We start from the raw sequence: 17655 nt of genomic DNA on the forward strand, positions 1-17655 counted from the left end.
ATGCGCGGTTACACCGGCATATTCATAATGTCTTTGTAAGCTTCAACCAGCTTGTTACGGACCTGCGTCATCGCCTGGAATGACACACTGGATTTCTGCATCGCAATCATCACTTCCGGCAAATCTACCGACGGATCACCCTGCTCAAAGCGGGTTTGTAAATCGCTGGACGTTTTCTGGGTGCTGTTCACCGTGTCGATGGCGTTTTTAAACATCACCTGGAAATCCGGCACCCGGTTATCGCCCTGCACCTCGCGCACGGCCTGCACCTGATCTTCCAGGCGCGCGGCCCGCAGCTGCTGCAATTCCGATGGGCGCATGGTTTGCGGCTGCACCGGCTGCATATTCTGGGCATGTTGCGCGCGCAGCTGGCTTTTCACCTGGCGCATCTGCATCAGTACGGAATTGATATCAACGCGATCGACCATTGCTGTCCCCTTAACTGCCTGGTGGCAGAGTCACCGTCACGGATTTTTGACGTTTTTCGTCGTGAATCCTGCTTCTTTTACTGACACTGCAATAGTCTTGCCAACTTTGGTGGGACGGCGACTGCCGGCCATCATGGCAGGTAGGAGCGACATTTTTGTCGCGAAATCGGCGGGCTGGTTAGTAGTTGTGGGAACGGGCCATGCCCGTGACTCCAGCGCTGCGCGCTGGCTGTTTCTACGCCAGCCCTGCCGGGCTGGTTGGTTTTGGCTGCCGCTGCGCGGCAGCCTTTTGCGGCCTTCGGCCGCTGGTATTGCAAGGGGAGGTATCCCCTTGCGAACCCCTCTGGCCCGCGTTCCAGCTGATCCTGGCTAAAAAAATCCGGTTAAGCCAACGGATCGTAAGGCACGTCCTGTGCCACGATCCTTGCCCGGAATCATCCGGGCATGGCTACCGGCTTTTTTTACCTGCGGGCTGGAACGAATGGGCCGTAAAAACAGTGGCGGCTACGCCGGCATGGCTTTATTGAGCGCGCTTCGCGCGCAAAACCAAAAATTAAAAAATTCTTCCGGCCGCAGGCCGCAAAAAGCTGTCACACAGTGACGGCCAAAGCCAGCCTGCAAGGCTGGAAAAACCAGCTGGCCGCTCAGGCCAGCATAGCTTCCACGTCGATGCCCTCTTCGCGCAGCTTGGCCACTTTGTAGCGCAGCGTCCGCGGGCTGATGCCCAGTCGTTCGGCTGCTTCTTTGCGGCTGGGTTCTTCCTGCAACGCTTTAACAATTAATTCCACTTCGCGGTGGCGCAGGTCACTGCCCAGCGCGCCGGCGTCGTCCATGGGGGCGGCGGGTGGCACCGGCGGTACCGGAATAAACGGCATTACCGGCGGGCTGCTGTGGGCGCCAGCCTGACGGTTTTTTGGCACCGGGGTCAGCATAAAATCGCTGCTGCTCAGTTGTGGGCCGGTCTGAATAATCAGCGCCCGCTGCATGGTGTTGTCCAGCTCGCGCACGTTGCCCGGCCAGGGGTGGCTGCGCAGCAGCTGTTCGGCATCCGGCAGTAACCGCGGTACCGGGCGTTTCATTTTGCCGGCATGGTGGGCCAGTAAGCGGCGCGCCAATGGCAGAATATCGTCGGCACGGTCGCGCAGTGGCAGCCAGTGCAGCGGGAACACGCTTAAACGGTAATACAGGTCTTCGCGGAAATTGCCTTCCGCCACGTACTCGGCCAGATCGCGGTTGGTGGTGGCGATAATGCGCACATCCAGATCCACCACTTTACGGCCGCCCAGACGCTCAACCTGACGCTCCTGCAGTACGCGCAGCAGTTTGGCCTGCAACCCCAAATCCATTTCGGTGATTTCGTCCAGCAACAGAGTGCCGCCTTCGGCCTGTTCAAATTTACCCGGCATGGCGTTGTACGCGCCGGTGAAGGCGCCTTTTTCATAACCGAACAGCATGGCTTCCAGCATATTTTCCGGAATGGCCGCGCAGTTAATGGCCACAAAAGGCTTATTGCGACGACTGGATTGCTGATGCACATAACGCGCTAAAACTTCTTTACCGGTGCCGCTTTCGCCACTGATCAGCACGGTGGAATCGGTTTGTGCCACGCGCTGGGCCAGCTGGAATAACTGCCGCGACACCTGGGCTTCGCACACCGGTTCGCTGCTGTCGGCCGGCACGTCGTTACGGCTGTAGGGGCGCAGCAGATCATCCAGTTCTTTCAGCTCGAACGGTTTCATCAGGTAGTCATCGGCGCCGCGCTGCATGGCTTTTACCGCCTGGCCAACATCGCCGTAAGCGGTCATTAAAATCACCGGCAACCAGGGGGTTTCCTGCTTCACGTTCTGCAGCAGCTCCAGCCCGTCCATGCCCGGCATGTTGATGTCGGACAGCACCAGATCTATTTGCTGATGACGCAGCAGATTCAGGGCTTCGATGCCATGAGCGGCCTCGCTGACCTGAAAGCCTTTCAGCATCAGGGTATCAACAACGGCTTCGCGCAGACGCGGATCATCTTCAACAACCAAAACTCGCATAGCATTCACTCCTGTTCTTACTGCTGCCCGGCGAGGGGCAGAACCAGTCCGGCAGCCAGACCGCCGGCCGGGTTATCAGACACAATAAATTCCGCGTTATGAGCGCGGGCGACCGCCTGCACCACCGCCAGCCCCAGGCCGGTGCCGTTGGCTTTGGTGGTGTAAAAGGGTTGCAGTATTTTTTCTTTGGCAGCGGCGCTCATGCCCGGGCCGTTGTCCAGAATCAGTACCGAGGCGCGGTTGTCACCGAGCGGACGAATCAGTAATTGCAGCTGCGCCTGCCCCGGTGGGCAGGCTTCCAGGGCGTTGTTCACCAGATTCATCAGCGCGCTGATCAGGGCATCGCGGTTGCAGATAATGTGTTGCTGCGGCAGCTGGTTATCCACGCTGCACACCGCCTGCTGGTTAGCCAGCGCCACTTCCATGGCGGCCAGCAAGTCCTGCTGCAGCTCGGCCAATGAAATCTCGTCGTTTAATGGCGCTTCGCCACGGGCAAAAATCAGCATATCGCGCACCTGGTTTTCCAGGTGACGCAGGCGTTCCTGCAGTTTGGCAGCAAAGCGCTCGCGCATGGCGGCATCCAGACCACTGTCGCCCAGATGGCCGGCGTATAAAGTGGCAGCAGCCAGCGGGGTACGGATCTGATGCGCCAGCGAAGCGACCATTTTGCCCATCGCCGACAGGCGCTCGTGCTGGCTTAAACGCGCCTGCAGTTCGCGGGTTTCGGTCATATCGGTCAGCAGAATCAGCTGGCCCGGCTCGTTCAGCATCGGCGCGGTGCGCAGATGCACCCGGCGACCGTCGACCAGGGAAATTTCATGGCCATCGTCACGGCGCGGCTTAAAGCACTGCTGAATCAGGCTGCGCCAGCGCTGGCCGATTAAGGATTTATGCGGGGTCAGGCCCAGCAGCAGATCATTGGCGGCGGCGTTGCTCTGGCTGACGTAGCCGTTTTTATCCAGCACCAGTACGCCGGCCGGCAGCAGCTGCAACAGGCTTTCCAACCGGTGCGCCAGCCGCTCTTTCTCGGCCAGTTCCTGCATACGCTGACGGGAAACCGACGCCAGTTCTCCACTTAACTGCTCGACCCGGCTTTCCAGCTCGCTGTACGACGTGGTCAGCTGCTGCGACATCTCGTTAAACATCACAAATGCCTGACGCACGTTGTCCGGGTTCATCCGCAGAGCGGGGGCCGGAGAAACGTCAGTTGCTGCATGTGCCAGAGAATTACCCATAACTACCTCTTTTCTGTGCCGGAAAACCGACATCTGAAATCGCTTACAGGGTATTCAGCAAATAGCGGGCCAGGTTTTAAAAATAAGCAGGGGGCAGTAAAACCGGCGGGGATAATAAGAGAAATGCAAGATAAAAAAACCGGGCCTTGCGCCCGGTTCTTTCTTAAACGCTGGCCGGTTAGTCGGCCATGTCTTTTTCGCGCTTACCCAAATTGTACTTACGCATTTTTTCCACCAGCGTGGTACGGCGGATATTCAGTTTTTCGGCCGCCCGGGCAACCACGCCATTGGCGTCGTCCAGCGCCTGCTGAATTAATGAACATTCCAGATCCTGCAGGTATTCACGCAAATCCAGGCCATTCATCGGCAATAACGCCGGCGAATCGACGCCCGCCAGGCGGTCGGTCTGGGTAACATCCGGCAGCGGTGGCAGCGGGCTGCTGTCGTCTTCGGTGCCGTCGGTGTAGCGGAATTTTTTCGGTAATTCCTGCACGCCGACCACGCCATAAGGATGCAGAATGGCCAGCCGTTCCACCAGGTTGGCCAGCTCCCGCACGTTGCCCGGCCAGTCGTGCCGGCACAGCGACATAATGGCAGCAGAGTTAAAACGGATAGAGCCACGCTTTTCGTTTTCCATCCGCGCAATCAGCTCGTTCAGCAGCAGCGGTAAATCTTCTACCCGCTCACGCAGCGATGGCATATCAATGGGAAACACGTTCAGGCGGTAATACAAATCTTCGCGGAAGGTGCCTTCCTCGATCATCTGTTCCAGATTTTTGTGGGTGGCCGCCACAATGCGTACGTTGGCGTGCAGGGTTTTGTTGCTGCCCACCCGCTCAAAGGTGTGTTCCTGCAAGACCCGCAGAATTTTTACCTGCATATTCAGCGGCATATCGCCGATTTCATCGAGGAACAGCGTACCGCCTTCGGCCAGCTCGAAACGCCCGGGACGGCTGCTGATGGCGCCGGTAAAGGCGCCCTTTTCATGGCCGAACAGTTCACTTTCCAGCAGCTCGGCCGGAATAGCGCCACAGTTAACCGGTACGAAAGGTTTGTCGCGGCGGCGCGAATGGTAGTGCAGGTTGCGCGCCACCACTTCTTTACCAGTGCCGGATTCACCCTGAATCATCACACTCACGTCTTTGTCGGCCACCTGCATAATCAGCTCGCGGACGGTCTGAATATGGCGGCTGGTGCCCACCAGGCTGCGGAACAGCTGTACTTCGCGGCGCTCGCCACGGTTGCGGTTCTGATTAAACTGGTCGCGGTAAGTCTGGGCGCGGTGCAGGCTGTCGAGCAGCTGATTATAAGTAGGCGGCACGTTCAGCCTGCCCAGTACGGCGCGGCGCAGCGGCTCGGGTAAGGCGTCGGCATCGGCGTTGTTATCCAACAGCAGAATTGGCAGGCCTTTGTCCCAGCTCAGCAGGCTTTCCAGCAATTTTTCCAGCGGTTGATGCTCGCAGGCACCGATCAGTACGGCAGCAATGCCACTACTGTCTTCTGTGCCCTCTGCGGTGGCTTTGCGCCAATCGGCACTGCCGGCGACCAACGCCTGTTCCCCCAGAAAATCCAGAATCACCTTCATATCGTGACGGCGCTGTGCGTTATCGTCGATCAGCAGCACTTTGATTTCTCTCCACATGGCAGTCAGCCCTATTCCTTGCGCCGATGTCAGCGTTTTTATTGGTTGTCATAGCATCGCCCTGAACGTCTTGAGTTAAGACGCCAGCCACAGGCAAGTCAAACTTCTGACAGCGAATAGGTGGGATCAGGACAAAACCTGCCAAATCCCGGTTGGTGGCCTTTATACTTAAGCGCCGGAATTCTGACAAGGCACAGACCATGATCTGTGCCGGTCTATTAGTAGGAAAGAGAGAAGCTGGCCCATTCAGGCGGAAAAATTAGCGGCCATGCGGGGTTCATCCTGACCGGCAGAGGCTGGTTGCACCGGCGCCCGGCCCTGACTGCGCAGGTATTCATCACGGATGCCATCCCAGCCGGTTTTTACTTCCAGCATCAGACGGATTACCTCATCCACCATGCTCTGGTCGTTATGCAGGCTGGCTTCCAGCAAGCGGCGCACCATGTAATCGTACAGACTCTCCAGATTGGCCGACAGCTCACCACCGGCGTTATGGTCCAGGCTGCCCTGCAAGGTCTGAATAATGTCGTTCACCCGGCCCAGTAAATTGGCCTTGGTGTCCATTTCGCCCCGCTCCATCGCCGCTTTGGCCTGAGCCATACGGGTAAGGGACGCTTCCATTAACATCTGAATTAAACGGTGTGGGTCAGCATCCAGAACTTCGGACGTCAGATTCACCTGCTGATATTGCTTAGCGCCATTTTTGTACATGCTGTGGTTCTCCTGTGCTGGCCTTCGCCTGTACCCCTTGTTACGGCCGCCGGGGAATAATCTTTAACGGATTTTCAGCATGGTACAGAGCGGCAAGCGCGGCAAGCGGTGTCCGCTGCGGCGCGGCAAAAAGTCTTACCCTTTCCAGCCTTATAAAAATAAAACCTTAAAAATCATACAGTTACAAACTGGCACAATACCTGCTTAGCCTTAGACAAAACTCATTAATGAGGCACTGAAGATGATCAGCGCATCCCTGCAAACAGCCCACCGGGCGGAACCCGCAGCCGAGCACCGCCCCCTGTACGATCAGGCCAGCCGGTTGTACAGCAGCGGCGTTAACCAACAGAACGCGGCCAAGCTGGAGCATTCTCACCGCCTGGCGATGCAGGCGCGGGCGCTGCGTCCGGACTATCTGCCCGGCCTTAACCTGCTGGCACGAATTGAATTACAGCGGCGTAATTATGCGGCTGCCGAATTCTGGGTAGGGCAAGGTCTGCTGCAAAAACCCGACAGCGCCAGCCTGCTGTACAGTGCCGGCCATATTGCGCTGGCACAGGGGCAGCTGGCCGATGCCGAACAGTATTTTGAGCGCTCGGCGCGTATTTCCCGCGTTGCCACCAAAGCGCTGAACTCGCTGGCCCACGTTAAATTTCTGCAGGGTGACTACGCTGAGGCTTTTCGCCATTACCGCGAGCTGGCCAAAACCCAGGCCGATGATATTCAGATCCGCAGCCAGCTGTTTGAAGCGGCCGCGCAGGTCGCCGCCGATTTTTACGCCGAAGAACTGGAACAAGAGCTGCTGCGCTGGCTGGATTTTACCGAAGTGGACTACAGCCAGCTGCGCGGTCTGGCCACCTCGTTGCTGAAGCATAAGCTACGTTTGTCAGACGCTGGCTGCCCGCTGGAACTGGAAACCTTAGCCGCCGATCCGCTGCTGCTGAAATGCCTGCAGCGCTTCTATTTTGCGGATCCGGTTATGGAGCGCCTGCTGCTGACGCTGCGCCAGTCGTTGTTATTATCCTGCAGCCGTAATCTGGCCATTCGCCAGGACTTGTTGCCGCTGGTGAGTGCGCTGGCGCAACAAACCGGCCTGAACGAAGCCGTGTGGTACAGCACCGAGCAGGAAAATCTGTTAACCGAACAGCTGGAACAGCTGTGCAGCAAAATGCTGCAACTGGACAACCTGAACAGCGTCGACGCTTACCCGGCCATGCTGCTCACCTTAATGTACAAGCCGCTGGCGCGCTGCGAGTTTTTCCCGCTGCTACTGCAACGGGATCTGCACTGGCCCGAACTGCTGCACAATTATATGCAACGCAGTCTGAATGAGGCCAAAACACTGCAGGCCAGAGCGCAGCAACTGCCGTCATTAAGCAGCCACGACAGCGACAACGACGTAACCCGGCGGGTGCAGCAGCAGTACGACCAGAACCCCTACCCGCGCTGGACGGATATTGGCTATAACCAACCAGCCGACTACGCCACTGCCCTGCGCCAGACCTTTCCGCAACACAGCGGCCAGTTACCCCAGGCCGGACAACCGTTACGGGTGCTGGTCGCCGGCTGTGGTACCGGCCGCCACGCCATCCGGCTGGCGCGCTATTTCCCCGGTCTGGACATTAAAGCCATCGATTTAAGCCGCACCGCTCTGGCTTATGCCAGCGTTAAAGCCGAACAATGGCCACACTTACAGCTGCAATTTGCCCAGGCCGATATTCTGCAATTACCACAGCCTGAACAGCCGTTTGATGTTATTGAATGTTCCGGTGTGCTGCACCACATGGAAAATCCGCAACAGGGCTTGCAGGCCTTAACGTCGCAATTAAAACCGGGCGGCATTATTAAAATTGCCCTGTACAGCGCCACCGCCCGCCGCATGATTACCCAACTGCGCCAGCTGCTGGGCGATAACCGCCCACGCACCGATGCCGATATCCGCCTGGTACGCGAAGCACTGTTGCAAAAGGCCCTGCCCGGCGACTGGCAGGCGTTATACGAATCGAACGATTTTTACAGCTTAAGCGCCTGTCGTGATTTACTGTTCCACGAACAGGAGCACGTATTTGACGTGCGCGAATTACCCGGCTTTTTAGCCCGCGCCGGCCTGCAATGGATGGGCATGCTGCCACCGCCGGCAGGACGGGAATTATTAAAACTGGTGGGTAAAAACAGCCACGAAATCCGCATCGAAGAGTGGCATGCGCTGGAGCAGAGTAATCCGGATCTTTTTGCCGGGATGTATCAGTTTTATGCGCTGAAACCTTAAGCGGCTTGCCAGCCCTGCCGGGCTGGCATCAGCGGCAGCGCTTTAATCGCGAAAAAAATGTCGCTCCTACATAACAAATACAGCATCGCGACAAAAATGTCGCTGCTACCCGGCTGCTACAGTTGCCAGTTAATCGGCGGCTGCCCCTGCGCGATTAAATACTCATTAATCCGCGAAAACTGGTGGTTACCAAAAAACCCACGGTGGGCGGATAACGGCGACGGATGCACCGAGCTTAAAACCAGATGCTTATGGGCATCAATCATGGCACCTTTTTTCTGCGCATAACTGCCCCACAACACAAAGACCAAACCACTGCGTTGTTCGTTTAAGGCTTGAATAGCAGCGTCGGTAAATTCTTCCCAGCCGCGTTTCTGGTGTGAGCCGGCGTTGGCTTGCTCTACCGTTAAAGTGGCGTTTAACAGCAACACACCCTGCTCCGCCCAGGGTGTTAAATCGCCGCTGCCGCTCATGCGCAGGCCTAAATCGTTTTCGATTTCTTTAAAAATATTCTGCAACGACGGCGGAATTTTAATGCCGGCCGGCACCGAAAAACTTAACCCATGCGCCTGCCCGGGGCCGTGGTATGGGTCCTGGCCAATAATCACCACCCGCACCTTATCAAAGGGGGTGTGATTAAAAGCGTTAAAAATGAAAGGTGACGGCGGGAAAATGGTTTTACCGGCGGCTTTTTCCTGGCGCAGAAATTCCCGTAAATTTTGCATGTACGGCTTTTCCAGCTCGGCGCCAATGGCCGCCTGCCAGGAAGGATGCAACGCACCGGGGTGTTGGTTGGGCATAAAAAATTCCATTGAATCACCAGGTAGGAGCGACATTTTTGTCGCGATGCCCGCCAACAGCGGGCCAATAAAAACCAGGATTAAGACGGGCCTATCGGCCCGATTCGTGGGCATGGCCCACTCCCACACAATAAATCGCGACAAAAATGTCGCTCCTACAAAACCATCAGATCCAGCGTGTTTAATCACGACAAAATTGGCGTCCCTGATGTTTTTTCCGGCCCATTCGTTTCAGCCCGCAGATGAAAAAATCCGTTAGCCATGCCCGGATGGACCGGGCAAGGATCGTGGCGCACGACGCGCCTTACGATCCGCTGGCGTAAACGGAATTTTTCAGCAAGGTTAAGCTGGAACTCGGGCCAGAGGGGTTGGTAAGGGGATTCTTCCCCTTACATCGGGGTGCAGGGGCGAAGCCCCGCATTAGGCCGCCAGCGGCGGCCGTATCAGCCCAAAGGGCTGACCCAACCCCCATCGCGACAAAAATGTCGCTCCTACACCTGGTTGGCGGTTAAGGGCGCGCTGTAGCAAAACACTGAGCACGCCCAACGCTCAACCCCGAACCCTCAACCAATAAACACTTACTCCGCCACCGGCTTCATGTGCGGGAACAGAATCACGTCTTTAATGGTGTGGCTGTTGGTAAACAGCATCACCAGACGATCGACACCAATCCCTTCACCGGCAGTCGGCGGCAGGCCGTATTCCAGTGCGTTGACGTAATCGGCATCGTAGTGCATGGCTTCGTCGTCGCCGGCGTCTTTTTCTTCCACTTGTTTGCGGAAGCGTTCAGCCTGGTCTTCGGCGTCGTTTAATTCCGAGAAACCGTTGGCCAGTTCGCGGCCGCCGATAAAGAATTCAAAACGGTCGGTGACGAACGGGTTGTCGTCGTTACGGCGCGCCAGCGGTGACACTTCCCATGGGTATTCGGTAATAAAGGTCGGCTGGTCGAGTTTGCTTTCAGCGGTTTCTTCAAAAATTTCGCACAGCAGTTTACCGGCACCCCAGCCCGCTTCTTTCGGGCCTAAATGAATACCCACTTTGCGGGCGTATTCTTTCAGGGTTTCGATATTGTTTTCGGCGTCGCGCAGTACCGCTTCGTCCATGCCGTCGTTGTATTTCAGAATGGCGTCAACCATGCTGATGCGGGCGAACGGTGCGGCGAAATCGTAGCTGGAATCACCGTATTGAATGGTGGTGGTGCCCAGTACGCTTTCGGCCAGGAAACGCAGCATATCTTCGGTTAAATCCATCATGTCGCGGTAATCGGCGTAAGCCTGATAAAACTCGATCATGGTGAATTCCGGGTTATGCCGGGTGCTGGTGCCTTCGTTGCGGAAATTGCGGTTAATTTCAAACACGCGGTCAAAACCGCCCACCACCAGACGCTTCAGGTACAGCTCGGGGGCGATACGCAAAAACATATCAATGCCCATGGCATTGTGGTGGGTTTCAAACGGCTTGGCCGACGCACCACCGGGAATGGTTTGCAGCATCGGGGTTTCCACTTCCATAAAGCCGCGCTGCGACAGGAAGAAACGGATGCTCTCAATAATTTTGGAGCGGATCTGGAAGGTTTTGCGCGTTTCCGGGTTAATGATCAGGTCAACGTAACGCTGACGGTATTTCATTTCCTGGTCGGCCAGGCCGTGGAATTTATCCGGCAGCGGGCGCAGTGACTTGGTTAAAATGCGGAAATCGGCAATGTCGGCAATTTCCACATACAGTTCGCCTTTACCCGACAGGTGCAGCGTACCGGTAGCGGCAATAATGTCGCCCATATCCAGCAGTTGCCAGGCTTCGCTGTCTTTTTGCAATGCTTTGCCCATGTACACCTGAATGCTGTCGGTGCTGTCCTGAATGCCCACAAACGGGCCGCCACGGCGCATCACCCGGCCGGCAACCGATACGCGGATACCCGCCGCCGCCAGTTCTTCCTGGCTCTTCTGGCCATGAGCGGCTTTGATATCGCCGGCTAAATGTTCGCGGCGAAAATCATTCGGGTGGCCATTGGCCTTGCACTTACTGCGCAGGGCTTCCAGTTTGGCGCGGCGTTCGGCAATCAGTTTGTTTTCATCCTGAGCCGTTTGTTCGGTTGTTTTGTCGGTCATGTTGCACCCTTCCGGTCGGGGTAAATCAAAAGTGAGTATGGGGTCTGGCAGGTCTGTTTACAGGCCTTTTTGTTGATCTGATTACAGGCCTTTTTTCAGGCTGGCCTCAATAAACTGATCAAGGTCGCCGTCCAGTACCGCCTGCGTATTGCGGGTTTCTACCCCGGTACGCAAATCTTTAATACGGGCATCGTCCAGCACGTAAGAACGGATCTGGCTGCCCCAGCCAATGTCTGACTTGGTGTCCTCCAGTGCCTGCGCGTCGGCGCTGCGCTTTTGCAGCTCCAGCTCGTACAGCTTGGCTTTCAGCTGTTTCATGGCCTGGTCTTTGTTTTTGTGCTGCGAGCGGTCATTCTGACATTGCGCCACGGTGTTGGTGGGAATGTGGGTAATACGCACCGCCGATTCAGTCCGGTTAACGTGCTGACCACCCGCGCCGGAGGCACGGTATACGTCGATGCGCAGATCGGCCGGGTTAATTTCGATATCAATATCGTCATCGACTTCCGGTGACACAAACACCGACGAGAACGAGGTGTGGCGACGGTTGCCAGAGTCGAACGGGCTCTTACGCACCAGACGGTGTACGCCGGTTTCAGTACGCAGCCAGCCGTAGGCGTATTCACCTTCCACCCGAATGGTAGCGCCTTTAATACCGGCCACTTCCGCTTCGGAAACTTCCATCAGCTCGCCTTTAAACCCATGCGCTTCAATCCAGCGCAGGTACATACGCAGCAGCATGTTGGCCCAGTCCTGAGCTTCGGTGCCGCCGGAGCCAGCCTGAATTTCCACGTAGCAGTTGCTGGGGTCCAGTTCGCCGGAGAACATACGGCGGAATTCCAGCGTTTCCAGTTCTTTCTGCAGGGCGGCCAGTTCAGTGCGGATGTCGTTAACGGCAGACTCGTCGTTTTCTTCCACGGCCATATCCAGCAGGTCACGGGCATCGCCGAGGCCGTTGTCGAGGGTGTCGATGGTTTTTACCACCGCTTCCAGCGCCGAGCGCTCTTTGCCCAGCTCCTGGGCGCGTTCGGGGTTGTCCCACACATCGCCCTGCGACAGTTCGTGTTCGACTTCTTCTAAACGCTCAACCTTGTTGGCGTAGTCAAAGATACCCCCTCAGCACGTCGGTGCGCGCCTTGAGGTCTTTAATGGTTTCGAGAATCGGATTAATTTCCAATGTAATACCCTGCTTTCAAGCCGCATTGTTGCGGAAGAACTGACAATAGCTGCCCGCGGGCCGCCGGAAAAAAGAGGCAGCATTTTACAGAAACCCGCCGCCGGATGCGAGCCGGCCGCTGTTATCCGTAATGCGCGGTATCGCGTAAAAAGGCTGTCAGGTGAGTCAGGTTGAGAATCTTTATCAAAGGCACCTGCAAGCTATTGCAAATCCTTCGCATTCAGACTACAGTGCAAATCAAAGTAATTCGCATCTGGTTTTCTATTATGTACGTCTGTCTGTGCAAAGCCGTTACCCAACAACAAATCGAGCAGTCGGTGGCCGCCGGTGATGGCTATGCGCAAATCCGCCAGAAACTGGGCGTAGGCACTGATTGTGGTTGCTGCGGCCAGTGTGCCAAGCAGCTGGTGCGCGAATACACCAGCAAGCTCCCCGCCTGCGAATTTGCTGCAGCCAGCTGAGCTTCCCCGCAGAAACGCAAAAAGAGCCACGCTGGCTCTTTTTTTGTGTCCGTAATGTATGCCCGAAACCTCAGGCCAGCTTATTCACCACCTGCACCGCCGGCACTTCCTGCAGCTGGCGGTTGAGTTCAGAAATATCCACCAGCGTATTCTGGCCACAGACCCGGCCACGGCGGAATTCCCATACCGATATGCCGCCAAAACTCACAATGCGGTGGTTCGGCTGCATTCCAAATATGGGTTTTTCAAAGGTGCCGGAAAAAGTAGAAACACTGATGGCCTTGTCGCCCTCAACCATCAGCTCTTCAATGCTGACATCCAGATCGGGGATGGCATTGCGGATTTCTTTCACGTAGTCGCTGAAGGCGGCAAAGTCTTTAAAGCCCTCAACAAAACTGGTGTGGTACACATAATCGGGGGTTACCAGCTGTTGCAGCAGGTTGAATTTTCCGGTGTTCCACGACAAGCGGGTAAAATGCTCTACCAACGCCTTGTAATGCTGTACTTGCTGCGTGCCGGTGGGTTGCATACAGACCTCCTGTCAGAACATGGTGCGTCAGGTACCGGCGACAACGCCCTGCCGGCTGAAAAGCCTGTTGAGTGTGCAACACCACTGCGGCGGTTGCCAGTACATAACCCGCCCAGACAGACGGCCATCACCATTCCGGCGACTAACGGTCAACTGCATTCCTGTGCAGTTATTCTTCAGCCACAAGGTTTAGCCGCTTAGTGCTTAACCATTACTTTTTCGAGTTGGCCATGGCTTCAAACTGCTGCTTAACGTAATCCAGCGTGGTATTCAGCTTGGACACAATGGCATCGTTATACAGGAACGACGCCCGCAACCGCGCTTCCTGAGCCGCCAGACGAATTTCCATGCGCTCACGATCTTCAGCAATGGCCTTGGTATCGGTATCCAGCGCCCGTTCACGGCCGGCAATCACACTGTTCTGGCCATTCAGGAAACCGTCCATAATGTCTTTTAAGCGGTCACCAAAGCCTGACACATAGGTGACGCTGCCACGGCTGCCAACGTTGCCGCCGGTAATTTTCAGGCGCAGGCCAGAAGCGGCATCCACCTCACCCACCTGCGCCTTGCCTTTGGCGCCATCACCAATACCGGTAACAAAACCAAATACCGCCGCTACTTCAGCATTCGCTTCGGTAATGCGCACTTCTGACTGGGCACCGGCAGAGGCCGAAATAATACCGAATTTGCCGTTGGCAAAAGACGTGGGGTCATCGGTGTATTCCACCTTAACGCCCAGATTTTTGTCTTTAAAGGCCGGATTATCGTTAATGGCTTTCTGCAATGCCGCCGCCAGCGTGGCGCCGCTGTTGTAGGTGGCCGGAAGGGTCAGCTTCACTTCGGCTTCGGTGCCATCGACGGAAATTTTAAAGGTGCTGTTATTGGCATTCAGTTCCACCGCCGTCGAAAAGTCAGTGGCAGTATTGCCCAGATAAAAGCCGTTGGTGGCTTTGGCGTTGCCATCGACGGCGCGCAAAAACTGCCCGGTGCCGCTGGCTTCTACGCCATTAATGGTGCCGGCAACGTCTTTGCCTTTGGGAATTTCCGGGCTGTACAGGCTGGCATCCTGCAGGCCTAAAAACGACACTGCGGCAGAATCCAGATTGGTAAAGCCCACCTGAGTGGCGTTACCGCCAATGCTGATGTCGAACGAACCAAGTTTGGTGTCGGGGTCGTAGTTGTAGCTGACTGCAGCATCCAGGCTGTAACCAAAGGTGCGGCTGTTGGTGCTTAACCCAAAACCGTCATAGCCGTTGGTGCTGGTTCCGGCACTCAGTCCCAGCGCCGGGTTACCTTCAACATTGCTGATTGCCAGCTGCGCGGCGGAACCAAACGTAGCCGCAGTGCGCACACCATTTTTGGCGACGGTTTCAAAATACAGATTACCGATGTCGTCCACTTTGGCCTGCACATCGCCGGCGGCAAACTGGCCGCTGCCGGTTAAGGCGGTGTCCAGCGCCTGCTGAATAACCGCCAGGTTCGAAGCGCTGTCGTTACCGCCGCTGGTGCCATCGCCGTTGACATTCACGTTCAGGGTAACGCCGGCCACGGTTAAATCGAAGGTGGCGTAATTGGCTCCGCTGAAATCAATACCGGTAGCCAGGTTGGCAAAGCTGCTGCTGCGCGCACCCCGGCCATCGCCGGCAACTTCAATGTATTGCTGGTAGCCCTTGGCCACACTGCTGAGTTTCAGGCCATTGCCGTCCAGCGCCGCCGTTACCACGTTAGCGCCATAAGCCGCATCCAGCGCGGCCTGAATATCGGCCTGCCGGTTACCGCTGTTGGTGGTAACAATAATTTCTTTTTCTACCCCACTCACATTCAGGCGGAAACCGGCATTGGTGGTGCTGAAATCCACGGCAGAAATATCACGGGTGCCGGTGGCGGTTTCGGCGCCGCGTTGCACACCGGCGAAATTGGCATCGGTGCTTAACCGGTCCGTCAGCGCCTGTTGCACAGCAGCGGCCAGGTCTTCACCGGTAGCGTAGGTGCCTGCCGGTACCGATACTTTAGTGGACGTGGTGGTGCCGTCCACCGTGACATCAAAATCCACCGCACTGCCCAGGGTTAAACCCGCGTTTTTGCCATTGGTTACCGGCCCCTGGTCACCGCGCAGGCCCAGCAATACATCGCTGGTGCCGGTGCCGACATCGGTAATTTCAATACTCTGTGCGGCACCAATGGCGCTGGTGGTAAAGGTTAAAAAACCGTTTTTATCAAAGGATGCGGTTACCGCACCGTTCAGGCCGGGTGTGCTGTCGAGGGCATTCTGAATGGCCTGCAAAGTGTCGTTACGGTCACCGAATACACCATCGCCGTTCAGGTCGGTGCCGGCGGCATTCTGGCTGACGGTTACCGCCACAGGGCTGCCGCCAATGTTCAACGAAAAGCTGGCGTTACTGGTGGCGAAATTAATGCCGGCATCGGCGGCCACGGCACGGTTGCCCGGCAAGGTGCTGGCGCCTTTGCCGGTAAAGGCTTCGGCACCTAAGGTGGTTAAACCCACCCCTTCATAGGTACCCGCGCCCAGGGTATTAAAGCCCAGGGTATTGGCAGTATTGGCATCCACGCTGGTGAAATACACCTGCGATTCGCTGCCGTATTTGTTGGAGGTAAAACTGAAATTTTTATCAGTGGCGTTGTATTCCACTGACACGCTGTGGCCAAATTTCGACAAACTTTCGTTGCTGTTAATCTGCAACGCCAGCTGCGCAGCCAGCTCTTCGCCGCTGCTGTAACTGCCTTTAGTTAATTCCACGGCGGCGGTCTGGCCGTTCACATTAATGCTGAAATTGTTGTTGCTGTCGTCAATGATTACCGGGCTGGAAAAATCCAGCAACGCCAGCGAACCGGCGGTGTATTTCGCCTGGGTGGCCAGCTGGGTAATGTTAACGTCGTAGGTGCCCGGCTTGGTGTTAATGGAGTCGTTAACGTAGGTAATCTGGCTGTCGGTGGTGGTACCGGTTTTGGCCAGCAAACCAATAAGCGCCGAGCGGTCTTCATTCAGCGCTTTGCTGAACGCGGTTTTATCAAAGGTCAGCAAATAATCGTTGTTGCGGTCGGTGTTTACACCCAGCTCGGTTAACGAGCGGTATTTACCGGTTAAGCCCACAATTGGCTCGCTGATGAGCGCCCGCACCTGCGACATCATGGTACGGATGGTGGAATCGCCCATTAACAGGCCGCCCACATTCGACGATGGGTCAAATTTGGATAAATCATCGACAAAACTTTTTAAATCGTTGTAGGCGGTAATAAAGCTGTCGATGTTTTCGGTTAAGGCCTCGGTGTCGGGGCTGACATTAATGCTGATGTTTTTACCCACATCGGCACTTTTTAAATTCAGCGTTACGCCTTTAATCACTTCGTCCACGGTGTTGCTGGCGCGGGTAATGGTTAAACCATTCACCTGCAGCTGGGCATCTTCGCCCTTGCTGGTTTGGGTAAGCCCGCTGCCGACCTGGTTTTCGTTAAAGGCAAAGGCCCCCAGCCCGCCGCTTAAGGCATTACCGGCGGCATCCTGCGCTTCAATACGAATGGCGTTTTCCACCCCGGTATCGCTGGAATTCATTAACAGGCGGTAGCCATTACCGTCGTTAACGATGGTGGCGGTTACGCCCATATTGGCCTTGTTAATGGCATCGCGAATACCGCTTAAGGTGCGGTTGGAATCGTCAATGGTAATGGTTTTAGAGGCGCGCTCGGGGTTTACCGTTTGGCCGGTAATATTATTGCTGCCGTCGTAGCTGAGTTCGCCAAAGGTAAACACCAGCTTACCGGTGCCAATAATTTCATCAAAACTGGCGTAGCTGCCGGTGGCCAGTGCGTGCGATTTGGCGGTGTTCAGCACTTCCACGTTGTAAGTGCCGGGGTCAGCGGTGGCCGAGCCGGTGGCGGTTAAGACGCTGTCATCGGATGAGGTAACAATGGTGGCACCCATTAACGACGGGCTGGACAACGCCCCGGCCGCCGTCTGAATTTTGCTCATCTGCGATTTAATTTCGCCGTAAGCGGTAATTTTGGCTTCGGTCAGCTCCTGGCGGTTGTTTAACCGCAGCTCGGCCACCTCGCGCTCGGCGTTTACCAGTTTTTCGACCAGATCGGTGGTAAGAACCCCCGAACCAAGCCCCAACGACTGAATAGATGCCATAACCTTACCTCTTACCTTACGGTGCCTGTTTAACAGCTAATGCTAACGGGTTGTGTGGCCAATCAACAGCTATAAAAGCAGCTATACAAGCAGCCATAAAAAAACCCTG

12 protein-coding genes are annotated in these 17655 nt (G+C 56.0%); 2 read left to right on the forward strand and 10 right to left on the reverse strand.

The genetic code is table 11. The annotated features are described in order from the left end of the window. Positions 1-8: 8 nt before the first annotated feature. From fliE to fliS, 5 genes are all read right to left on the reverse strand, one after another. Positions 9-428 carry a flagellar hook-basal body complex protein FliE gene (fliE, locus tag GJQ55_RS09655; RefSeq protein ID WP_228344754.1) on the reverse strand — a complete coding sequence of 140 codons (420 nt, stop codon included), beginning with the start codon at positions 426-428 and terminating at the stop codon, positions 9-11. 644 nt (positions 429-1072) lie between these two features. Next, positions 1073-2464, reverse strand: coding sequence for a sigma-54-dependent transcriptional regulator (locus GJQ55_RS09660; RefSeq protein ID WP_228344755.1), 1392 nt, complete (start codon positions 2462-2464; stop codon positions 1073-1075). A gap of 17 nt (positions 2465-2481) precedes the next feature. Continuing rightward, positions 2482-3699, reverse strand: a complete 1218-nt coding sequence (locus GJQ55_RS09665) for a sensor histidine kinase (protein WP_228344756.1) — start codon at positions 3697-3699, stop codon at positions 2482-2484. 178 nt (positions 3700-3877) lie between these two features. Further along, entirely contained in the window at positions 3878-5341 is a 1464-nt protein-coding gene (locus GJQ55_RS09670) for a sigma-54 dependent transcriptional regulator (protein WP_228344757.1), read from the reverse strand. A 246-nt stretch (positions 5342-5587) separates the two neighbouring features. After that, the gene (gene fliS, locus GJQ55_RS09675; protein WP_228344758.1) at positions 5588-6052 is read right to left on the reverse strand and encodes a flagellar export chaperone FliS; all 465 of its coding nucleotides are present in this window, start codon (positions 6050-6052) and stop codon (positions 5588-5590) included. 241 nt (positions 6053-6293) lie between these two features. Between fliS and GJQ55_RS09680 the strand changes: the two genes are divergently transcribed. Then, entirely contained in the window at positions 6294-8321 is a 2028-nt protein-coding gene (locus tag GJQ55_RS09680) for a methyltransferase domain-containing protein (protein WP_228344759.1), read from the forward strand. Positions 8322-8437: 116 nt separating this feature from the next. On the opposite strand, the gene ung is transcribed toward GJQ55_RS09680, so the two are convergent. From ung to prfB, 3 genes are all read right to left on the reverse strand, one after another. Next, on the reverse strand, positions 8438-9121 hold the full coding sequence (ung, locus tag GJQ55_RS09685; RefSeq protein WP_228344760.1) for a uracil-DNA glycosylase: 684 nt from the start codon (positions 9119-9121) through the stop codon (positions 8438-8440). Between the two features lie 578 nt (positions 9122-9699). After that, positions 9700-11229: a lysine--tRNA ligase gene (gene lysS, locus GJQ55_RS09690; protein ID WP_228344761.1), complete on the reverse strand. Its 1530-nt coding sequence runs from the start codon at positions 11227-11229 to the stop codon at positions 9700-9702. An 81-nt stretch (positions 11230-11310) separates the two neighbouring features. Next, positions 11311-12406, reverse strand: a protein-coding gene (gene prfB / locus GJQ55_RS09695) for a peptide chain release factor 2 (protein ID WP_228344762.1) whose coding sequence is annotated in 2 segments (ribosomal slippage) — positions 11311-12333 and positions 12335-12406 — 1095 coding nt in all. Because the reading frame shifts where the segments join, the coding sequence is not laid out codon by codon here. A gap of 266 nt (positions 12407-12672) precedes the next feature. Here prfB and GJQ55_RS09700 point away from each other — a divergent pair. Then, positions 12673-12867, forward strand: a complete 195-nt coding sequence (locus tag GJQ55_RS09700; protein ID WP_228344763.1) for a (2Fe-2S)-binding protein — start codon at positions 12673-12675, stop codon at positions 12865-12867. A 70-nt stretch (positions 12868-12937) separates the two neighbouring features. Here the strand turns inward: GJQ55_RS09700 and GJQ55_RS09705 are convergent, their stop codons facing one another. Both GJQ55_RS09705 and fliD read right to left on the reverse strand, forming a co-directional pair. Next, positions 12938-13396, reverse strand: coding sequence for an ester cyclase (locus GJQ55_RS09705; RefSeq protein ID WP_228344764.1), 459 nt, complete (start codon positions 13394-13396; stop codon positions 12938-12940). A 211-nt stretch (positions 13397-13607) separates the two neighbouring features. After that, a complete protein-coding gene (gene fliD / locus GJQ55_RS09710; protein WP_228344765.1) occupies positions 13608-17546 on the reverse strand; it encodes a flagellar filament capping protein FliD in 3939 nt (1312 codons plus the stop codon). Between the last annotated feature and the right edge of the window lie 109 nt (positions 17547-17655).

It is taken from the genome of Venatoribacter cucullus (assembly GCF_016132445.1).
In the GTDB taxonomy this organism is placed as follows: domain Bacteria; phylum Pseudomonadota; class Gammaproteobacteria; order Pseudomonadales; family Oceanobacteraceae; genus Venatoribacter; species Venatoribacter cucullus.

Bases quoted from the DNA above. Each gene is read 5' to 3' on its own strand.
- GJQ55_RS09660 (WP_228344755.1), bottom strand. From the start codon at position 2,464: ATGCGAGTTTTGGTTGTTGAAGATGATCCGCGTCTGCGCGAAGCCGTT.
- fliE (WP_228344754.1), bottom strand. From the start codon at position 428: ATGGTCGATCGCGTTGATATCAATTCCGTACTGATGCAGATGCGCCAG.
- GJQ55_RS09705 (WP_228344764.1), bottom strand. From the start codon at position 13,396: ATGCAACCCACCGGCACGCAGCAAGTACAGCATTACAAGGCGTTGGTA.
- fliS (WP_228344758.1), bottom strand. From the start codon at position 6,052: ATGTACAAAAATGGCGCTAAGCAATATCAGCAGGTGAATCTGACGTCC.
- fliD (WP_228344765.1), bottom strand. From the start codon at position 17,546: ATGGCATCTATTCAGTCGTTGGGGCTTGGTTCGGGGGTTCTTACCACC.
- lysS (WP_228344761.1), bottom strand. From the start codon at position 11,229: ATGACCGACAAAACAACCGAACAAACGGCTCAGGATGAAAACAAACTG.
- GJQ55_RS09670 (WP_228344757.1), bottom strand. From the start codon at position 5,341: ATGTGGAGAGAAATCAAAGTGCTGCTGATCGACGATAACGCACAGCGC.
- ung (WP_228344760.1), bottom strand. From the start codon at position 9,121: ATGCCCAACCAACACCCCGGTGCGTTGCATCCTTCCTGGCAGGCGGCC.
- GJQ55_RS09680 (WP_228344759.1), top strand. From the start codon at position 6,294: ATGATCAGCGCATCCCTGCAAACAGCCCACCGGGCGGAACCCGCAGCC.
- GJQ55_RS09665 (WP_228344756.1), bottom strand. From the start codon at position 3,699: ATGGGTAATTCTCTGGCACATGCAGCAACTGACGTTTCTCCGGCCCCC.
- GJQ55_RS09700 (WP_228344763.1), top strand. From the start codon at position 12,673: ATGTACGTCTGTCTGTGCAAAGCCGTTACCCAACAACAAATCGAGCAG.